The 20236-nt window shown below is 43.2% G+C and carries 14 protein-coding genes and 1 riboswitch; of the genes, 13 read left to right on the top strand and 1 reads right to left on the bottom strand.

Annotation, left to right across the window (positions count from 1 at the left end; translation table 11 throughout):
- Positions 1-4: 4 nt before the first annotated feature.
- From purH to lpdA, 10 genes are all read left to right on the top strand, one after another.
- On the top strand, positions 5-1540 hold the full coding sequence (gene purH / locus A5886_RS08790) for a bifunctional phosphoribosylaminoimidazolecarboxamide formyltransferase/IMP cyclohydrolase (protein ID WP_086274608.1): 1536 nt from the start codon (positions 5-7) through the stop codon (positions 1538-1540).
- Positions 1541-1555: 15 nt separating this feature from the next.
- Complete coding sequence (gene purD / locus A5886_RS08785) at positions 1556-2830, top strand: phosphoribosylamine--glycine ligase (protein ID WP_086274607.1); 1275 nt, start codon at positions 1556-1558, stop codon at positions 2828-2830.
- A gap of 135 nt (positions 2831-2965) precedes the next feature.
- On the top strand, positions 2966-3871 hold the full coding sequence (locus tag A5886_RS08780; protein ID WP_373404601.1) for an aldo/keto reductase: 906 nt from the start codon (positions 2966-2968) through the stop codon (positions 3869-3871).
- A gap of 206 nt (positions 3872-4077) precedes the next feature.
- On the top strand, positions 4078-5055 hold the full coding sequence (gene guaC / locus A5886_RS08775) for a GMP reductase (RefSeq protein ID WP_086276029.1): 978 nt from the start codon (positions 4078-4080) through the stop codon (positions 5053-5055).
- A 147-nt stretch (positions 5056-5202) separates the two neighbouring features.
- On the top strand, positions 5203-6306 hold the full coding sequence (gene wecB, locus A5886_RS08770) for a non-hydrolyzing UDP-N-acetylglucosamine 2-epimerase (protein WP_086276028.1): 1104 nt from the start codon (positions 5203-5205) through the stop codon (positions 6304-6306).
- 147 nt (positions 6307-6453) lie between these two features.
- A riboswitch (M-box (ykoK) riboswitch) is annotated at positions 6454-6624 on the top strand.
- A 186-nt stretch (positions 6625-6810) separates the two neighbouring features.
- Positions 6811-9402, top strand: a complete 2592-nt coding sequence (gene mgtA, locus A5886_RS08765; protein ID WP_086274605.1) for a magnesium-translocating P-type ATPase — start codon at positions 6811-6813, stop codon at positions 9400-9402.
- 433 nt (positions 9403-9835) lie between these two features.
- On the top strand, positions 9836-10945 hold the full coding sequence (pdhA, locus tag A5886_RS08760; protein ID WP_086274604.1) for a pyruvate dehydrogenase (acetyl-transferring) E1 component subunit alpha: 1110 nt from the start codon (positions 9836-9838) through the stop codon (positions 10943-10945).
- A 2-nt stretch (positions 10946-10947) separates the two neighbouring features.
- A complete protein-coding gene (locus A5886_RS08755; protein ID WP_054116776.1) occupies positions 10948-11925 on the top strand; it encodes an alpha-ketoacid dehydrogenase subunit beta in 978 nt (325 codons plus the stop codon).
- Positions 11926-11949: 24 nt separating this feature from the next.
- The gene (locus tag A5886_RS08750) at positions 11950-13605 is read left to right on the top strand and encodes a dihydrolipoyllysine-residue acetyltransferase (protein WP_086274603.1); all 1656 of its coding nucleotides are present in this window, start codon (positions 11950-11952) and stop codon (positions 13603-13605) included.
- Positions 13606-13612: 7 nt separating this feature from the next.
- Complete coding sequence (gene lpdA / locus A5886_RS08745; RefSeq protein ID WP_086274602.1) at positions 13613-15019, top strand: dihydrolipoyl dehydrogenase; 1407 nt, start codon at positions 13613-13615, stop codon at positions 15017-15019.
- A gap of 116 nt (positions 15020-15135) precedes the next feature.
- Here lpdA and A5886_RS08740 read toward each other — a convergent pair whose 3' ends face one another.
- Positions 15136-16203 carry a PTS sugar transporter subunit IIC gene (locus tag A5886_RS08740; protein WP_086274601.1) on the bottom strand — a complete coding sequence of 356 codons (1068 nt, stop codon included), beginning with the start codon at positions 16201-16203 and terminating at the stop codon, positions 15136-15138.
- Between the two features lie 294 nt (positions 16204-16497).
- Here A5886_RS08740 and A5886_RS08735 point away from each other — a divergent pair, with 294 nt between their 5' ends.
- The 3 genes from A5886_RS08735 to A5886_RS08725 all read left to right on the top strand — a co-directional run bounded on the left by A5886_RS08735 (position 16498) and on the right by A5886_RS08725 (position 20112).
- A complete protein-coding gene (locus tag A5886_RS08735) occupies positions 16498-17223 on the top strand; it encodes a nitroreductase family protein (RefSeq protein WP_218776637.1) in 726 nt (241 codons plus the stop codon).
- 264 nt (positions 17224-17487) lie between these two features.
- Positions 17488-18765 (top strand): O-acetylhomoserine aminocarboxypropyltransferase/cysteine synthase family protein, encoded by a 1278-nt coding sequence (locus A5886_RS08730; protein ID WP_086274600.1) that lies wholly within the window; start codon positions 17488-17490, stop codon positions 18763-18765.
- Between the two features lie 168 nt (positions 18766-18933).
- On the top strand, positions 18934-20112 hold the full coding sequence (locus A5886_RS08725; RefSeq protein WP_086274599.1) for an MFS transporter: 1179 nt from the start codon (positions 18934-18936) through the stop codon (positions 20110-20112).
- The last annotated feature ends 124 nt before the right edge of the window (positions 20113-20236 follow it).

The raw sequence follows: 20236 nt of genomic DNA, 5'->3' as shown, positions 1-20236 counted from the left end.
TATTTTGAAAAAAAGAGCATTGATCAGCGTTTCAGATAAGAATGGAATTGTCGCCTTCGCACAAGCATTGCATGACATGGATATAGAAATCATCTCCACTGGAGGAACCAAAGCAGCCTTAGAAGCAGCAAATCTACCAACGATCAGCATCGAAGAAGTCACAGGTTTTCCCGAAATGATGGATGGCAGAGTGAAGACATTGCATCCACTGATCCATGGCGGTCTATTAGGACGACGTGATCTATCAAGTCATATGGAAGCCATGGCACAGCATAATATCCGACCAATCGATTTGGTCGTAGTCAACTTGTATCCTTTTAAAGAAACAATCAGTAAAGAAGGTGTTGCTGAAGCTGAAGCGATTGAAAACATCGACATCGGCGGACCAAGCATGCTGCGTTCGGCGGCCAAAAACTTTGCTGCTGTGACTGTCGTGGTAGATCCAACCGATTATGAGGTGGTCTTGGCAGAATTGGCAAACGGAGAGACGACAATGGATACCCGAAAAAAATTAGCCGCCAAAGTCTTTCGCCATACAGCTGCTTATGATGCACTGATTGCTGGGTATCTAACGGATCTCGTTGCGGAAGAACAACCGGAAACGTTGACGAAGGCCTATACATTGAAACAAACATTGCGTTATGGTGAAAATAGTCACCAACGGGCGTTGTTCTATCAATCTGCTTTGCCAGTACCATATTCAATTGCCAGCGCTGAACAAATTCACGGCAAAGAATTGTCTTATAACAATATCAAAGATGCCGACGCCGCTTTGCGAATCGCGCAAGAATTCAGTGAACCGGCTGCGGTGGTCTTGAAACATATGAATCCTTGTGGTATTGGGACAGCTGATACGATTGCAACTGCTTTTGCAAAAGCCTTTGAAGCAGACCCTGTATCGATTTTTGGTGGCATAGTTGTCTTGAATCGCCCAGTTGATGTAGCGACCGCTGAACAACTTGCTACGATCTTTTTAGAAATCGTGATCGCGCCTAGTTTTGCAGCCGATGCATTAGCCGTGCTGACGAAAAAGAAAAACTTGCGTTTATTGACAGTGACTTTCGCAGAAACTGCCAAAGAACCAGAAATCGTTTCGGTTTTAGGCGGCTTATTGGTTCAAGACCAAGATGATCGCATAGAAACAGCGGATGATTGGCAAGTGGTTACGAAGCGGGCCCCTTCAGCGGCAGAAGCAGAAGCTTTGGCCTTTGCTTGGAAAGCGGTCAAACATGTCAAATCAAATGCTATCGTTTTAGCCAACCAGCAGCAAACGGTCGGCATCGGAGCTGGACAAATGAATCGCGTAGGTTCCGTTAAACTTGCGATTGAACAAGCAGAAGCCAGTGGAATGATCAATGGTGCGGTTTTAGCCAGCGATGCCTTTTTCCCGATGGATGATAGTGTCGCTTATGCGGCTGAGCATGGCATCAAAGCAATCATCCAACCAGGTGGCAGTATCAAGGATCAAGCGTCGATCGACATGGCGGATAAATATGGCGTAACGATGGTCTTCACTGGCGTCCGTCATTTCAAACATTAAAAGTAGGTGGACCAAATGAAATTATTGATTATCGGTAGTGGTGGTCGAGAGCATGCCATCGCCAAAAAATGTTTAGCAGATCCAGAAGTACAGCAGGTGTTTTGTGCCCCGGGGAATCCCGGGATGCAAAAAGATGGCATTGACTTGATTGCGATTGCAGAATCAGATCATCAAGGGCTGATCGACTTTGCCATCGACCAGCAGATCACTTGGACTTTTGTTGGGCCTGAAGTACCATTATTGAATGGTATTGTGGACGACTTTCGTGCTGCTGGTTTACCGATTTTTGGCCCAAGTAAGCAAGCAGCGATGATTGAAGGATCAAAGGAATTTGCCAAAGAAATCATGGTCGCTAATCAGATTCCGACAGGGGCATATCGCAGTTTCAGCAACAGCCGCGAGGCCAAAGCCTATATAGCAGACAAAGGTGCACCAATCGTCATCAAAGCGGATGGGTTAGCGGCTGGCAAAGGCGTGGTTGTCGCATTGACGCTTGAAGAAGCTTTTGACGCAGTGACAGCGATGCTGGAGCAAAATGCCTTTGGCGAGAGCGGCGCCAAAGTCGTCGTTGAAGAATTTTTAGCAGGGGAAGAATTTTCGTTGTTGGCTTTTGTCAATCAGGAGAAGGTCTATCCAATGGTGATCGCCCAAGATCATAAGCGTGCCTTTGACCATGATTTAGGACCAAATACTGGTGGTATGGGGGCATACTCGCCAGTACCACAAATCAGTCAAGCCATCGTTGATCAAGCGGTACGGGAAGTTTTGCGACCAGCGGCCCAAGGAATGATTGATCATGGCACACCGTTTATCGGGATTTTATACGCCGGATTGATCGCGACGGCAGAAGGGCCGAAAGTCATCGAATTCAATGCCCGCTTTGGCGATCCAGAAACCCAAGTCGTCTTGAATCGTCTTGATAGTTCGTTGCCGCAGATCATCAGCGCGCTCTTGGCCGATGAGGAACCGGAAATTGTTTGGAACAACCAAGCGTCCATTGGTGTGGTCCTGGCTGCTGAAGGGTATCCTGGCATCTATCAAAAAGGGATGATCGTACCAACAGAAGCGCCAGACGCTGCGCAATTGTATTATGCTGGTGTCGCAACGTCTGCTGAGGAAAATCTTTTGGTCGCAAACGGTGGTCGGGTGATGCTAGTGGAGGTCACGGCGCAAGATTTAGCAACTGCGCAAACTGGCGTGTATCAGGTCATTGATGAACTGACGTTAGACGGTTTGTTTTACCGCAAGGATATAGGGGATAAAGCCTTGCGATTAGCGAAAGAAATATAGAACCGAAACAGCGGACTGTCAATCGGAAGGTTGACAGTTTTTTGTTTTTTTTTTCGAATAATCTGTATAGCGTTTTCATAACATTGTGTTAAAATATAATGGTACTGTATAAAGGAGGAACACGCATTGAAAAAAATGAAATTTGGACCAACAGATATTGAGGTTTCTAGTGTTATTCTGGGCTTGATGCGCATCAACAACGCCAAAGACCCTGTAAAAGTATTAACAACAGCGATCGAGAACGAGATTACGTTCTTTGACCATGCGGATATTTATGGCGGCGGCGAATGTGAAACGATTTTTGCCGATGCTTTGGCGAAAACAGATGCGAAGCGGGAAGCATTGTTTATCCAATCTAAATGTGGCATCGTACCTGGTAAAATGTTCGACTTTTCTAAAGAACATATCATTGCTTCAGTGGAAGGCAGCTTGAAGCGGTTGAATACAGACTATCTAGATGCGTTATTGCTGCATCGTCCAGATACGTTGTTTGAACCAGAAGAAGTAGCCGCAGCCTTTGATCAGCTTGAAAAAGATGGCAAAGTCAAACATTTTGGTGTCAGCAACCAAAAACCTGGACAAATCGAATTGTTGAAAAAATATGTATCACAACCATTAGTAGCCAATCAATTACAATTTGGTATTATGCATACTGGCATGATCGATCAAGGCATTCACGTCAATATGACGGATGACGGCAGTGTGGATCATGATGGCGAAATTCTAGAGTACTCACGCTTACATGACATGACGATCCAAGCATGGTCACCTTATCAGTATGGTTTCTTTGAAGGTGTCTTTATCGGCAACGAGAAATTCCCAGAATTAAATGAAAGATTGACTGCATTAGCAGACAAATACCATACAACACCGACAGGGATTGCTTCTGCTTGGATTTTGCGCCACCCAGCGAATATCCAAGTAATTGCGGGAACGATGACACCGCATCGTATCGAAGAAATCGCCCAAGCCTCTGAAATCGTCTTGACGAGAGAAGAGTGGTATGACGTCTACAAAGCAGCGGGCAATATTCTGCCTTAATTCAGATAAATCGGCAAAATCGCGATGAATAAAGTATTAATGTTCGTAAAACACGAACGTTAATACTTTTTTTTATAAAAATATTTTGATAATGCTTGAATTAAACGTGGCACTGGTTTAAATTGTTGTGGGCGCTAAAAATAGGCTTGGCCATTTATCGCTTGCTTCACTCTTAGTAAGATTTGGAGGATATTTTTATGTTTGACATGAAAGTTTTTGATTACGAGGATATACAATTAATCCCAAATAAATGTATTGTGGATAGCCGTTCCGAGTGTGACACGACTGTGACACTAGGAAAGCATTCTTTTAAAATGCCGGTCGTTCCTGCGAATATGCAAACGATCATTGATGATACGATTGCCGAATTTTTAGCTGAAAATGGCTATTTTTACATTATGCACCGCTTTGATGAAGAGGCACGGATTCCTTTTATCAAGAAAATGAAAAGTCGCGGCTTGATTGCTTCGATCAGTGTTGGTGTCAAAGAAAACGAATATCGTTTTGTAGAAGAGTTAGCTGCTGAACAATTAGTCCCTGATTACATCACGATCGATATTGCCCATGGTCACTCAAATGCCGTGATCAATATGATTCAACACATCAAAAAACACTTGCCGGATGCTTTTGTGATCGCTGGTAATGTAGGGACGCCTGAAGCTGTCCGTGAATTAGAAAATGCAGGCGCAGATGCGACAAAAGTCGGCATCGGACCAGGGAAAGTTTGTATCACGAAAATCAAAACTGGCTTTGGTACTGGCGGCTGGCAATTGGCGGCTCTGCGTTGGTGTGCCAAAGCAGCCCGCAAACCAATCATCGCAGATGGCGGCATCCGTACCCATGGCGATATCGCGAAATCTGTTCGTTTTGGGGCAACAATGGTGATGATCGGTTCATTGTTTGCTGGTCATGAAGAATCACCAGGTGAAACCAAAGTTGAAAATGGCGTTGTGATGAAGGAATACTTTGGTTCTGCATCAGAATTCCAAAAAGGTGAGAAGAAAAACGTCGAAGGCAAGAAAATCTGGATCCAATACAAAGGTTCTCTGAAAGATACCTTAGTAGAAATGCAGCAAGACCTGCAATCCTCGATTTCTTATGCTGGCGGGAAAGATTTAGAATCAATTCGCAAAGTCGATTATGTGATCGTCAAAAATTCGATTTTTAATGGGGACACAATCTGATTTTTTGTAGAAAAAGTCGGTGTAAGCAGTGCTGTTTGTAAACAGTGCTGCTTTTTTGCACCAGAAAGATTTCGTTTTGGCGCATTCTTCGTTATAATAGTAGAAAGTGAAAAGATATCCATTGGAAATAAAGAATGCAGGTGAATGATGACGATCAAAGTAATGTCCATATTTGGAACAAGACCAGAAGCAATCAAAATGGCACCGTTAGTGAAGGCGTTGCAAGCAGATGTTCGGTTTGAATCTGTCGTGACTGTGACAGCCCAACATCGAGAAATGCTGGATCAAGTGTTGAACGTTTTTGCCATCGTGCCGGATTATGATTTAGATATTATGACACTGGGACAAACCTTAACTGGTATCACCACGAAAGTTTTATTGGACCTTGAACCGATCTTGCAGAAAGAACAGCCAGCTATCGTGTTGGTCCATGGGGATACAACGACTGCTTATGCAGCAGCGACAGCTGCTTTTTATCAACAAATACCAGTAGGACATGTCGAAGCTGGGTTGCGCACTTGGAATAAGCAATCGCCTTATCCTGAAGAAGCGAATCGCCAATTGATTGACGTGTTGGCCGATATCCATTTCGCACCAACAAAGGAAAGCCAGCAAAACTTGCTGAAAGAACATCGTGATCCGCAAACGATTTTTGTGACAGGTAATACCGCAATCGATGCGATGAACTATACGATCCAAGATAACTATGTGCATCCGCAGCTCTCAGGTGTCGAAGGGAAACAAATTTTATTGACGATGCATCGACGGGAAAATGTCGGACAGCCAATGGCTCAAGTTTTTCAGGCATTGGCGCGGGTGGCGCAAGAATATCCTGAAATCCATGTTGTCTTTCCGATGCACAAAAATCCGCAAGTGCGAGGTATTGCCCAAAAGATCTTAGGCAACATCGACAATGTCGCTTTGATCGAACCGCTGGATGTCATTGATTTTCATAATGTGGCCAATCAGAGTGCTTTGATTTTGACGGATTCAGGCGGTGTCCAAGAAGAAGCGCCTTCATTAGGGGTGCCTGTCTTGGTGTTGAGAGACACGACAGAACGACCAGAGGGAATCGCGGCGGGCACTTTGAAGTTGATTGGTACACGAGAAGAAGACGTTTACCGAGAAACAAAACGCTTACTGGATGATCAAGCAGCCTATCAACAAATGGCCCATGCAGAGAATCCTTATGGCGATGGACGAACCAGCCAACGGATCGTGGAAATCCTTGCTGAGAAGTTTGGCGTTTGATAAATCTTTTGAATGAAACAACAGTGAAAAAAAGGAAATGACGGGTAAAGTAATCGTGATTCTGAATGTTCTGGAAATAAAATAACGTATTTTTTTGAATGAAAGTGGTTGACCTTGGCGTGAAGTTGGCTTATAGTGTCAATAGAAAGAAATAATTGTTAGGTGAGGCTCCTATACGGACACAAGCTGCTGCCGCAAAAGTATCGAGAGATACTTAGTTGGTAGGACAGGTCTAATCGTGAAGGTTAAACCCAAAGCAGCTGATAGTGATAAACTATCTACGCCCTATAGTGCTAAAGCTCTACAATGATCATGAGTTTTTTGCGCATGCTTATTGGGAGCATGCGCATTTTTTTGCATACGCGCGTGATCCAAGAGTGGCTTACTTATCAAATAGAAAGGAAGATTCACATGGATAACCCCAGTCCCCAGATGAACGAATGTTCACAGCGTAGAATTGCTAGGGGTGGCGCGAGCAACTCCTAAATATAGGAGGAAAAAAGTATGTTGAAAAAATTATCTAAAGACCAAGAATTGAAATTATTGGCAAAATTATCAGAACGTGAATTATTAATGGAAATGCGGACATCTTTTCAAGGTTTGTCTGAAAAAGATGCCCAAGAACGTTTGGAGGAATATGGTCCCAACAAAGTGGATGCCCAAAAACCAACACCTGCTTGGTTAATGATCTTAGGCGCATTCAAAGATCCTTTTGTCCTAGTGTTGGCTCTATTGATGGTTATCTCCTTTATGACAGGAGATATTGAAGCCGTGATCGTGATGGGGATCATGATCTTAGCCAGCGTGACAATTACGTTTGTACAAGAATTTCGTTCCCAAAAAGCAAGTTTGGCTTTAAAAGAGTTGATTGAAAATACTTGTTCGGTAACGAGAGAAGGGGTAACAAGAGAAATACCGATGGATGAGGTTGTACCGGGTGATATCGTCACTTTGGCGACAGGAGATATGATACCAGCCGATGCAATCTTGATCTGGACGAAAGATTTATTTATCAATCAGTCTTCATTAACTGGAGAGTCAATGCCAGTTGAAAAATTTGTCGATGCTGGGATCAAAGAAAGTGATACCAATGTCTCCGCGTTAGATATGCAGGATTTGGTATTTATGGGTACAGATGTCTTGAGTGGGCAAGGCAAAGCAATCATTTTGAAAACTGGTCAAAGTACATTCTTTGGTGATATTGCCCGCAACGCAACCACGAAACGCGGCAAAACAGCTTTTGAAGATGGCTTGACCAAAGTCAGCAAGTTATTATTAAGAATGGTGATGGTATTATTCCCAATCGTTTTGTTGATCAATGGATTCACAAAAGGGGATTGGAGTGAAGCACTGTTCTTTGCCATTGCAGTAGCAGTGGGTCTGACGCCTGAAATGCTGCCAATGATCGTGACCAGCAACCTTGCAAAAGGTGCGATGTCCCTTGCCAAAGAGAAAGTCATTGTCAAAGAATTGCCTTCCATCCAAAATCTCGGCAGTATGGATGTCCTTTGTACGGATAAGACAGGCACGATCACGGAAGATCGAGTTGTGCTGGTACAGCATCTGAATCCTTTTGGTCAAGAAGACCAACAAGTGCTGGATATGACTTATTTGAATTCTTACTATCAAACAGGTTGGAAAAATCTGATGGATATTGCTGTGCTGAATTATTATGAAGAAGCGCAGTTGGCTGAACCTTTCCAAGAAGTGACCAAAATCGATGAGATTCCTTTTGATTTCTCACGTCGTCGTCTGACTGTCGTGGTCAATGCAGATGGACATCAACTAATGGTCACAAAGGGTGCAGCCGAAGAAATGGAACAAGTCTGCAATTATGTGGAGATCGATGGCAAAATCATGGACCTGACAGAAGATATTCGTGAAAAACTGCGCCAAGTCAATCTCCGATTGAACAAACAAGGCATGCGTGTCTTGACAGTGGCTGTCAAACGAGATGCCCATGCGGATGCCGTTTATTCTGTAGCTGATGAGCAAGACATGATCATGATCGGCTTTATGGGTTTCTTAGACCCAGCCAAAGAGTCAGCCAAAACAGCGATTGCTTCTTTACATGGCCATGGCGTCAATGTCAAAGTCTTGACGGGTGACAACGCGATCGTTGCCCAAAAAGTCTGCAAAGATGTGGGGATCGAAGCCAGCGAATATTTGCTGGGACCAGAAATCGACCGTTTATCAGACGAAGATTTGGCGGAAAAAGCAGCAACGACCAATCTGTTTGCCAAACTGAATCCAATGCAAAAATCACGGATCATTGAAACAATCCAAGCTGCCGGTCACACGGTTGGCTTTATGGGGGATGGCATCAATGACGCCCCTGCTTTGCGCACAGCTGATGTTGGCATCTCGGTGGATACAGCAGCAGATATCACCAAAGATGCCAGTTCGATCATTCTTTTGGAAAAAAGTTTGAACGTATTAGACAAAGGTGTCATTGAAGGACGCAAAGTATTTACCAATATGATGAAATACATCAAAATGACCTTGAGCTCCAATTTTGGCAATGTCTTCTCGATTTTGGTTGCTAGTGCTTTCTTGCCGTTTCTACCAATGCTTTCGATTCAATTGCTCGTACAAAACTTGGTCTATGATATGGCACAATTGACTATTCCGTGGGATAATGTCGATCAAGAAGAATTAGCAAAACCAGTCAAATGGCAAGTACGAGGACTCTTGAAATTCACGGTCGGCATCGGTCCTGTCAGCAGTATATTCGATATTACGACGTTCTTAGTGATGTGGCACGTCTTTGGTGCAAATACCGTGCAAGACCAAGCCTTGTTCCAAGCCGGCTGGTTCATGATTGGTTTGACTACCCAAACATTGGTTGTTCACATGATCAGAACCCGCAAACTGCCATTTGTCAAAAGCAGTGCTTCACCAGCAGTCATGCTATCTAGTGTCTTAGCAATCGCGGTCGGCTTTGTGATTATCTTGACTTCATTACATCATGTATTTGATTTCGCTGCATTGCCTGCTTCTTATTGGCCATGGTACATCGGGATCAATATTGCTTATTTAGTAACAGTTGAATTGGCAAAAAGAATCTACATTCATGTAACGCAAGAATGGATCTAAAATAGCGGATCGATGTTTCCTTTCGGTGGAAGGGGAACGTCGATCTGTTTCTTTTTGCCCTCTTTCTGTATTATTTTTTTCTCATATTCAAAATATCCACTATGACACAAGTCGGTTCTTTCACAATTGTAAATGAGAAATAGTTGATTCGCCTGTTAGGGTAAACACTCATTGCTGTACTATTCTTAAATGAAAAAAAGATTTTCCTTAGAAGAAAACCAAGAAAGCGATTCCGTAAATGTGATTTATTTCACTAATCTTTTCTTAAGAGTTGCTACACTGGGCATCCTTTTATTAAAAAAAATACCCTTTTCACTTGTCATTTTCCAAGTTAAATGATAATTTATAAGAGTAAATGAAATTTCGATAGTACAGATTTAAACCCTGTTACATACGAAAATGACTTTTTTAACAGAGAGGAAAGTGTGTCAAGATGGCAAAAAAACAAAAAGCACTTGATTTCCAAGCAATCTTGGAGCAAGTCAATGCAGATTTTCCAACTTACCAAGCTTTGGATAAAGATGGAAAAATTGTAAACCCGGATTTAGTACCAGATCTAAGTGACGACGAATTAGTGGAATTGATGACTCGAATGGTATGGTCACGCGTATTGGACCAACGCTCAACTGCGTTAAACCGTCAAGGACGTCTAGGTTTCTTCGCGCCAACTGCTGGTCAAGAAGCAAGCCAACTAGCAAGTCAATTTGCTTTTGAAAAAGAAGATGTTTTATTACCAGGTTATCGTGATGTGCCTCAATTGATCCAACACGGTTTGCCATTGAAAGAAGCTTTCCTATGGTCACGTGGACATGTAGCAGGTAACTTATATCCTGAAGATTTGAAAGCTTTGCCACCGCAAATCATCATCGGTGCACAATACGTGCAAGCAGCCGGCGTTGCTTTAGGTTTGAAAAAACGCAACAAGAAAAATGTTGTATTTACGTATACAGGTGATGGCGGTTCTTCACAAGGGGACTTCTATGAAGCAATCAACTTTGCTGGTGCTTACCATGCAAACGCTGTATTCTACATCCAAAACAATGGTTTTGCGATTTCTACACCACGTGAAGTCCAAAGTGCTGCACCAACATTGGCACAAAAAGCAGCTGCTGCAGGTATCCCTGGTATCCAAGTAGACGGTATGGATCCATTGGCAGTCTACTATGTATCAAAAGAGGCGCGTGAATGGGCAGCAAACGGCAACGGTCCTGTGTTGATCGAAACATTGACATACCGTTACGGCGCACATACTCTATCAGGTGATGATCCAACCCGTTACCGTACAAAAGAAATGGATACTGAATGGCAAGAAAAAGATCCATTGGTACGTTTCCGTAAATATCTAACTGAAAAAGGTTTGTGGACTGAAGAAAAAGAAGAACAAATCATCGAACAAACAAAAGAAGAAATCAAAGCAGCAATCGCTGAAGCAGACCGTGTACCAAAACAAAAAGTGTCTGACTTCTTGAAAAATATGTTTGAAGTTCAACCACAAAACATTAAAGAACAAATTGCAACTTATGAAGCGAAGGAGTCGAAATAGTCATGGCACAAAAAACAATGATCCAAGCAATTACAGATGCCTTAGCTGTTGAAATGGAAAATGACAAAGAGATTTTAGTCTTTGGTGAAGACGTCGGTAAAAACGGCGGTGTATTCCGTGCAACAGAAGGTTTACAAGAAAAATTTGGCGAAGACCGTGTATTCGATACCCCTCTTGCTGAATCTGGTATTGGCGGTTTGGCTTTTGGTTTAGCATTAGAAGGCTTCCGTCCAGTTCCTGAAATTCAATTCTTCGGTTTCGTATTTGAAACATTTGATGAAATCGTAGGACAAATGGCACGTACTCGTTACCGCATGGGTGGTACGCGCAACTTACCAATCACGATCCGTTCACCATTTGGTGGTGGCGTGCATACACCAGAATTGCACTCAGACAACTTAGAAGGTTTGATTGCACAATCTCCTGGTATCCGTGTCGTGATTCCATCAAATCCATATGATGCCAAAGGATTATTGATTGCAGCGATCCGCAGCAATGACCCAGTTGTCTTCTTAGAACATATGAAACTGTATCGTTCTTTTCGTGAAGAAGTGCCAGAAGAAGCATATGAAGTGCCTTTGGACAAAGCAGCTGTTACACGTGAAGGTTCAGATGTATCAATCATCACTTACGGTGCAATGGTTCGTGAAGCAATCAAAGCGGCAGACAACTTAGCAAAAGAAAACATCAATGCTGAAATCATCGACTTGCGTACAGTTGCACCTCTTGACGTTGAAACAATCATCAAATCAGTAGAAAAAACTGGTCGCGTGGTCGTTGTTCAAGAAGCACAAAAACAAGCAGGTGTTGCGGCTCAAGTCGTTTCTGAAATTTCTGAACGTGCGGTTCTATCACTTGAAGCACCAATCGGACGTGTATCTGCACCAGATACTATTTTCCCATTCGGTCAAGCTGAAAACATTTGGTTGCCAAATGCAAAAGATATCGAAGACAAAGTGAAAGAAATCGTCAACTTTTAATAGTTAAGAAGGGAAGAATAGACAATGGCATTTCAATTTAAATTACCGGATATCGGTGAAGGTATTGCGGAAGGCGAAATCGTAAAATGGTTCGTCAAAGCAGGAGATACCATCAATGAAGATGATACCCTACTAGAAGTACAAAATGATAAATCAGTGGAAGAAATTCCATCTCCAGTGACAGGTACTGTTAAAAGTATCGTCGTTCCTGAAGGCACTGTTGCCAATGTTGGTGATGTCCTTGTAGAAATCGACGCACCTGGTCATGAAGACAACGAAGGCGATTCAGGTGTTGCTGCTGAATCACAAACTCCAGCGAAACCAGCTGCTGAGCCAACAACAGAATCAAGCACTGAAGCATCTTCAGGTTCATCTGAAGGTTCAGGTGTCTTCCAATTCAAATTACCAGATATTGGTGAAGGTATTGCAGAAGGCGAAATCGTAAAATGGTTCGTTAAAGCTGGCGACACGATCAATGAAGATGATACTTTGTTGGAAGTTCAAAATGACAAATCAGTGGAAGAAATTCCATCTCCTGTAACAGGAACAGTAAAAACAATCGTTGTAGCAGAAGGTACTGTTGCCAACGTTGGGGATGTATTGGTAGAAATCGATGCACCTGGTCACAACGATGCGCCTGCTTCTTCTGGTGCCTCAGCATCAACAGATGCACCAAAAGAAAAAGTGGAAACTTCTGGTTCAGCAAGTGTTGTTGAAGCAGCAGATCCAAACAAACGTGTCTTGGCTATGCCATCAGTACGTCAATTTGCCCGTGAAAAAGATGTAGATATTTCTCAAGTATCTGCAAGTGGCAAAGGCGGACGTGTCACAAAAGAAGATATCGAAAGCTTCTTATCAGGCGGTGGATCATCTGCTCCAGCAGTAGCTGCAGCCCCAGCCAAAGAAGAAACAAAAGCGCCAGCATCTGAAAGTAAACCTGCTGCACCTGCAAAAGCCTTCAAATCTAACTTAGGTGATTTGGAAGAACGTGTTGCGTTGACACCTACACGTAAAGCGATCGCAAAAGCAATGGTCAACAGCAAACAAACTGCACCTCATGTGACATTGCATGATGAAGTAGAAGTAACCAATCTTTGGGATAACCGTAAGAAATTCAAGGAAGTTGCCGCAGCAAACGGTACGAAATTGACATTCTTGCCATATGTTGTGAAAGCATTGACTGCAACAGTCAAAAAATTCCCGATCTTGAATGCATCCATTGATGATGCAAAACAAGAAATTGTTTACAAAAACTACTATAACATCGGTATTGCAACAGATACGGATCATGGTTTATATGTGCCTAATGTGAAAGATGCAGACCGTAAAGGTATGTTCGCTATTGCAGATGAAATCAACGAAAAAGCAAAACTTGCCCATGATGGCAAACTTGCTGCTGATGATATGCGTAACGGCACGATCACAATCAGTAATATCGGTTCAGTTGGCGGCGGCTGGTTCACACCAGTGATCAACTTCCCTGAAGTAGCTATTTTGGGTGTGGGTACAATCGCGCAACAACCAATCGTCAATGCTGAAGGTGAAATCGTTGTGGGCCGTGTGATGAAATTATCACTAAGCTTCGATCACCGTATCGTTGATGGTGCGACAGCACAACAAGCAATGAATAATATCAAACGTCTATTAGCTGATCCTGAGCTATTAATGATGGAAGGATGATTTACAAATGGTAGTAGGAGATTTTGCTGTTGAATTAGATACAGTTGTAATCGGTGCGGGACCTGGCGGCTATGTAGCTGCCATCCGCGCTGCTGAAATGGGCCAAAAAGTAGCAATCATTGAAAGAGAATATATCGGCGGCGTATGTTTGAATGTCGGTTGTATTCCTTCTAAAGCGTTGATCGCTGCAGGACACCATTACCAAGAATCATTAGATTCAACGATGTTTGGTGTGAATACTGAAAATGTCACACTAGATTTCACGAAAACTCAAGAATGGAAAGACAACAAAGTCGTTAAAACATTGACTTCTGGTGTTGGATTCCTATTGAAAAAACACAAAGTTGAAAGTATTGAAGGGGAAGCATTCTTCGTTGATGACCACACATTGCGTGTGATCCACCCAGATTCAGCCCAAACGTATTCTTTCAACAATGCGATCGTCGCAACAGGTTCTCGTCCGATCGAAATCAAAGGCTTCAAATTCGGTGGCCGTGTGATAGACTCTACTGGCGGATTGGCACTAAAAGAAGTACCTAAAAAATTAGTAGTTATCGGTGGCGGTGTCATCGGTTCTGAACTAGGTGCCGCTTATGCGAACTTAGGCGCTGAAGTAACGATCCTTGAAGGTTCTCCGCAAATTTTACCTACCTATGAAAAAGACATGGTGAAATTGGTTGAAGAAGACTTCGCGAAAAAAGGCGTGACTGTAGTAACGAATGCAATGGCCAAAGAAGCTGTTGACAATGGCGATAGTGTCACTGTTAAATATGCTGTTGACGGCAAAGAAGAAGAAGTAACTGCTGACTATGTGATGGTCACAGTTGGTCGTCGTCCAAACACAGACGATATGGGCTTAGAACAAGCCGGTGTCGAAGTAGGCGAACGTGGTTTGATCACTGTCGACAAGCAAGGTCGCACAAATGTATCAAATATCTATGCAATCGGTGATATCGTTCCTGGCGCTGCTTTAGCACATAAAGCCAGCTACGAAGCGAAAATTGCTGCTGAAGCAATCTCAGGCAAAAAAGTAGCTGTTGATTACAAAGCGATGCCAGCTGTAGCCTTTACAGATCCTGAATTGGCTTCTGTTGGGATGACGATCAAAGATGCCAAAGATGCTGGAATCGATGCAAAAGCATTCAAATTCCCATTCTCTGGTAACGGTCGTGCCTTATCATTAGGCAAAACAGAAGGATTTATCCGTCTGGTTACTACTGTTGAAGACAATGTAATCATTGGCGCGCAAATCGCAGGCCTAGGCGCAAGCGATATGGTATCAGAATTGGCACTTGCCATTGAATCTGGTATGAACGCAGAAGATATTGCTTTAACGATCCATCCACATCCATCATTGGGAGAAATCACAATGGATGCAGCTGAATTGGCATTAGGAATGCCAATCCATATCTAAACAAATTCAACCCGTTGACTGATCAGTCAACGGGTTTTTTTGTAAGTAAAAAGAGCGTGCGTAAGTGAAAATCTTAAGCATGCTCTTTTTTATCTAGCAGGTTTACTTTTCAAACATCACTGCAATTCAATCGTCAAACTGCCTTTGGTTGCTTTGCCCAGTGCAAGCATCCCACGATAAAAGATATACGTTAAGGTACCAGACAAGAGTACGCCAATCAAGCAATAGACTAAGAAACCTGACCGGTCATTGGCGAAGAGATTCAGCGGTGCAATCAATGAATTCAAGCCTAATCCTGCCAATTCATAACTGGTCGTAAAATGAAACAGCGTTGTTGCCAATGGTGCGCAAATCGCAGCAGAGAGGAATGGTGGGATCACCAATTGCGGATTCTTGGTCAAATTGGCAAACTGGACTTTAGGTGTGATCAATCCTTGGGCGATATTGGCCCCTAAATTGTTTTCCTGAAACGACATGACAGTAAATCCGACAAATTGTGCGGTACAACCAATCAATGCAGCTGCCGAGGACACTGGGTCCAATTGTAATGCGATTGCCAATGCGACCGAAGAAGCGGGCGTCATTAAGAGTGTACTCCAAGCGACAGCAATCACGATCGATCCCAAAATCGGTGAAATCGTGATCGATTGGGCCATAAAGCCACTGATCGCTAATAACATCGGTGTTGTGACATATGCAAAACCAACACCAGCTAAACCGCCAAAGAGTAAACTGCCTAAAGGAACCAAAATCATATCCAAAGGTGTTTTGCCCGTCAGCCACTTACCGATCAAAGCAGCCACCAGCCCTGCCATCACAGCACTGATCGGTTGACCGCCAGTCAGTACGACGGCACCGATGCCTTGTGTTGCGTTGATGCCAGTCATCGTCGTTGCATCAATAGCCGCTTGTGAAAAATACAAGCCGTCAGATGCGATGGTCGCAGCAATCATCGAGGTGAATATAACCAGTGTATTTGTTTTTAATTGATAGGCTATCCCTGCACCAAAAGCGGGGGCCAAAAGTAACTTTGATACGGTACCAATCGTGCCAATCGTGGCAATCCCTGTCAATTGGCCGATCGTTTCTAACAATAAGCCGACACCCAGCGCAACCAACACGGCATTCGACACACCCAAAGAAACTTTGTAAACATATTCTTTTACTGAAATCTTTTCATCCATTCTTTACTTCCTTTCAAGATCTAAATTGTTTGAAATTTTAGATTTTTCAAATTATAACAATTTAGAATCTGTCTGTCAATTGAAAATACACGATTTATTGTGAATAAAAAAACAAATAGCTTGTGATTTTGGGCGTTTGGTATTTATGCTTAGTGATAAGGTGTTTTTATGTGCTTATCGCGATATTTATGTCTTTATTCAATTTTTTTTATAGTAAATTTGACGATTATGACGTTTTTTTGTTTTTTGAGAGGGTGATTATGCTACACTAAAGACAAAGAAAGGAAGATGACTATGGATGTAAACGCACTTTTTCAAAGACGGGTATCTCTAAGACGCTATGCCCAGCGAGAGATTGCTGAAGCGGATCTTGATTTTATTTTACAATCTGCTCTGCGGGCTCCGACAGCTGGGAATATGATGTTGTACTCGGTGATCAAGGTCACTGACCCGGTGAAGAAATTGCTGCTCAGCAAGAGTTGTGACAATCAGCCCTTTATTGCCCGAGCGCCAGTATTGTTGATTTTTTGTGCTGATTTTCAACGGTGGTACGATTACTATAAGTACAGTAACGTACCAGAAAGTTGTGCAGCACGTGGCGTTCCTTTTCGAAGGCCAGCAGAAGGGGACTTGGTACTGGCCATGTCAGACGCCTTGATTGCGTCAAGTTTTGCGACAATTGCTGGAGAGTCAAGACAGATTGGTAGTTGTTATATAGGAGATATCATTGAACAGGTTGAGTACCATGCGGAACTATTGGATCTGCCGCAATGGGTCGTCCCGGTAGGTATGCTATGTTTGGGGTATTATCCAGACAACTACCGCCGACAGATCTCCCCTCGCTTTCCACAAGAATCGATTGTTTTTGATGAAGGTATCAGCGGCTTTCGACGGAGCAATTACAGAACATGTTCCAACCAAATGAAACAGCTTTCAAATCAAAAAATAAATGTGCAGCTGAGAATTTTGGTCAATTCAATTACTATCGCAAAACAGGCACGGCATTTTCAGAAGAAATGACCCGGTCGGTAAAAGCGATTATTGCGCGCTGGTGCAGTAACTGATTCAGTCTTTCAATATGGCGCAAAGGGTGCGTGTAGCATCGTCAATGTGAAATACGTATAAATTTAATCTTGGTTGATCAGAAATTGCGATCACCAAAAGCTGTCGAGGCAATTGACAGAAAAATCTGACGATGCTACGCTACAGCTAGCAATTTAGTTCGTGACAGGTGAGAGACGCTGCATATCTGTAACGGTGACACATTGAGTAGGAGGGAACTATATGACAGAACATTTCGAAACGATTCAATTACACGGCGGACAATATCCCGATAGTGAGACTGGCAGTCGTGCCGTCCCAATCTATCAGACCACTTCTTATGTATTTAAGGATGCAGATCAGGCAGCTGGGCGCTTTGGCTTGAGTGAGTCAGGGAACATTTATACCAGAATCACCAATCCCACAACAGCTGTTTTAGAAGAACGTCTAGCGTTGCTTGAAGGCGGTGTCGGTGCATTGGCAACCGCTTCTGGTTCAGCCGCGATCACCTATGCCATTCAAAATATAGCTAAAGCAGGGGATCATATCGTATCGGCAGCAACGATTTATGGTGGGACCTACAATTTGTTTGCCCACACGTTTCCTGATTTTGGGCTCACCACCAGCTTTGTAGATAGTGAAGACCTTACAGCGATCAAAGGAGCAATACAAGAAAATACCAAAGCGATTTTCTTAGAATCATTGGGCAATCCGGATATCGATATTGCTGACTTTGATGCAATCGCAGCAATTGCCCATGAGGCTGGTATTCCAGTGATCGTGGACAATACATTCGCTACGCCGTATCTATTTCGTCCGTTTGAACATGGCGCCGATATTGTTGTGTATTCAACAACGAAATTTATTGGTGGGCATGGGGTCGCGCTGGGTGGTGCAATCGTCGATAGCGGTCGTTTCGATTGGACCAATGGCAAGTTCCCGAAATTGGTTGAACCAGATGCGAGTTATCACGGGATTTCTTGGACGGATGCGGTAGGTGCAGCTGCTTATATTACCCGTGCCCGGACGATTTTGCTAAGGGATACGGGCGCAGCAATCTCTCCATTCAACGCATGGACCTTGTTATTAGGGATCGAAACTCTTTCTTTGAGAATGGAGCGTCATGTGGCCAACGCCCAAGCTGTTGCTGAGTATTTAGCAGCACAACCGCAAGTGGCTTGGGTCCATTATCCGACATTGAGCAGTAGTAAATATTTTGAACGAGCGCAAAAATATTTTCCAAAAGGAACGAGTGCAGTCTTTTCCTTTGGTTTGAAGGCAGGTAGTGAAGCGAGTAAAACATTCTGCAGTGATACAAAGTTGTTTTCCCTACTTGCCAATGTTGGCGATGCCAAATCTTTGATCATTCATCCGGCTTCCACGACCCATTCGCAATTGAGTGAAGCGGAACTGCTTGCTGCCAATATTCAACCAGAAACGATTCGTTTATCAGTCGGTTTAGAACATGTAGATGATCTGATTGCTGATTTAGCCCAAGCATTGGCGCAAGTGGAGCAATAATTTCCTAAGTAAATCGTTAGGTCAAAGCAAATCAAGTATGTTGTGATTTGCTTTTTTAGTTGGTCTCAGCCTGTTTCATCGGTTGGGAAAACGCTATAGGCTGATAGCGGAAAAGGTCGTTATATGATATAGTTATCACGACTAAATCTCTGTTAAGGCGGTATATGTATGCGCACACAATCAAAGGCCCCACTCCGTTTGTATTATACGAGTATCCAGTGTTTGTACTGGATGATGTTTTGTTCGATCTATGGTTTTGCTACATTGTTTTTGATTGATTATGGAATCGATCCTGCCAAAATCGGTGGTATGTTGGCTTTGATCAATATCGTATCAGCGATTTTGCAACCAATGATCAGTCAGGTGATCATAAGAAAATTCCACAGATCTTTGGTGCAAGTCTTGAAAGTCATGACCTGCCTAATGATGCTTGTATTAAGTCTGGGTGTGATCATACCTGCTTGGTCGATCAGCAGTTATATCATTGGCGGTATATTGTTGGTTTCGATGCAATCTTTTGTCAATGCATTGGCTTTTGCTTATATGAATCATGGACACTCATTAAATTTTGGTTTTTCTAGAGCAGGGGGGTCATTAGGCTATGCGGCGACGTCATTCGTGCTGGGCCAATTGCTGGCACGTTATTCAGCCGCTGTTTTGCCATTGATCACCTTTGCAGAGGGGGTAATATTCTTCATCATTTTATGGTTGATGCCGGCTATAGAGGAAGAACCGCAGCCGATAGCAGCCGGCGGGAGCCAACATTCTGAACATCTGTTGAAGAAGTATCCTTTCTTGTTATTTCTATTCATCGGGTTTACTTGTTTGTTTAGTTTTCATACCATGATCAATAGTTTCTTGGCACAAATATTTGGGCATATTGGCGGTGGCAGTAAGGAAGTAGGCATTGCTTTGATGATTGCCGGTTTGTGTGAATTACCGGGCATGATATTGTTTGAACGTCTTGTCAAACGGAAAAATAGCCAATTTTGGCTGTTCTTTTCCAGTATCGCGTTTGGAGTTCGAGGGTTGTTGATGCTGTGGGCCGGCTCGATCGTTTTTATGGAACTGACCCATGTGATGCAAGGGCTGAGTTTTGCCTTGTTTATTCCAGCTTCAGCCTACTTGTTCAATCAAGTCTTGGCCGATGAAGACCGGGTGTTTGGCCAGACATTGATTATCATTGCCACCACGATCGGCGGGGTGCTGGGGAATATTTTAGGTGGATTCTTGGTCCAAGCATCTGGTGTCTGGATCATGCTGCTATGTGGGACGATATTTGCGCTAACAGGTGCGGTTTTGACTTATTTTGGGTTGTTGAAGCTGCCGGGAAGTGCACAGCTTTAAATGACAGTATGTTCTGCAAGAGTTGATTTCTTGTGCTTGAAAGTGACAATCAATTAAATCAGCTCATAAGAAAAGAAAAATTTATGTAAATTATGACAGTTCCCTTGCTCAAAATTTGGATTGT

The sequence above is a fragment of the Candidatus Enterococcus testudinis genome, assembly GCF_002140915.1.
Lineage (GTDB): Bacteria > Bacillota > Bacilli > Lactobacillales > Enterococcaceae > Enterococcus_D > Enterococcus_D testudinis.
Note: the sequence above shows the minus strand (reverse complement) of the source record. Positions and strands in the feature narration are given on the sequence as shown.

Bases quoted from the DNA above. Each gene is read 5' to 3' on its own strand.
- purD (WP_086274607.1), top strand. From the start codon at position 1,556: ATGAAATTATTGATTATCGGTAGTGGTGGTCGAGAGCATGCCATCGCC.
- A5886_RS08780 (WP_373404601.1), top strand. From the start codon at position 2,966: ATGAAATTTGGACCAACAGATATTGAGGTTTCTAGTGTTATTCTGGGC.
- guaC (WP_086276029.1), top strand. From the start codon at position 4,078: ATGAAAGTTTTTGATTACGAGGATATACAATTAATCCCAAATAAATGT.
- wecB (WP_086276028.1), top strand. From the start codon at position 5,203: ATGACGATCAAAGTAATGTCCATATTTGGAACAAGACCAGAAGCAATC.
- mgtA (WP_086274605.1), top strand. From the start codon at position 6,811: ATGTTGAAAAAATTATCTAAAGACCAAGAATTGAAATTATTGGCAAAA.
- pdhA (WP_086274604.1), top strand. From the start codon at position 9,836: ATGGCAAAAAAACAAAAAGCACTTGATTTCCAAGCAATCTTGGAGCAA.
- A5886_RS08755 (WP_054116776.1), top strand. From the start codon at position 10,948: ATGGCACAAAAAACAATGATCCAAGCAATTACAGATGCCTTAGCTGTT.
- A5886_RS08750 (WP_086274603.1), top strand. From the start codon at position 11,950: ATGGCATTTCAATTTAAATTACCGGATATCGGTGAAGGTATTGCGGAA.
- lpdA (WP_086274602.1), top strand. From the start codon at position 13,613: ATGGTAGTAGGAGATTTTGCTGTTGAATTAGATACAGTTGTAATCGGT.
- A5886_RS08740 (WP_086274601.1), bottom strand. From the start codon at position 16,203: ATGGATGAAAAGATTTCAGTAAAAGAATATGTTTACAAAGTTTCTTTG.
- A5886_RS08735 (WP_218776637.1), top strand. From the start codon at position 16,498: ATGGATGTAAACGCACTTTTTCAAAGACGGGTATCTCTAAGACGCTAT.
- A5886_RS08730 (WP_086274600.1), top strand. From the start codon at position 17,488: ATGACAGAACATTTCGAAACGATTCAATTACACGGCGGACAATATCCC.
- A5886_RS08725 (WP_086274599.1), top strand. From the start codon at position 18,934: ATGCGCACACAATCAAAGGCCCCACTCCGTTTGTATTATACGAGTATC.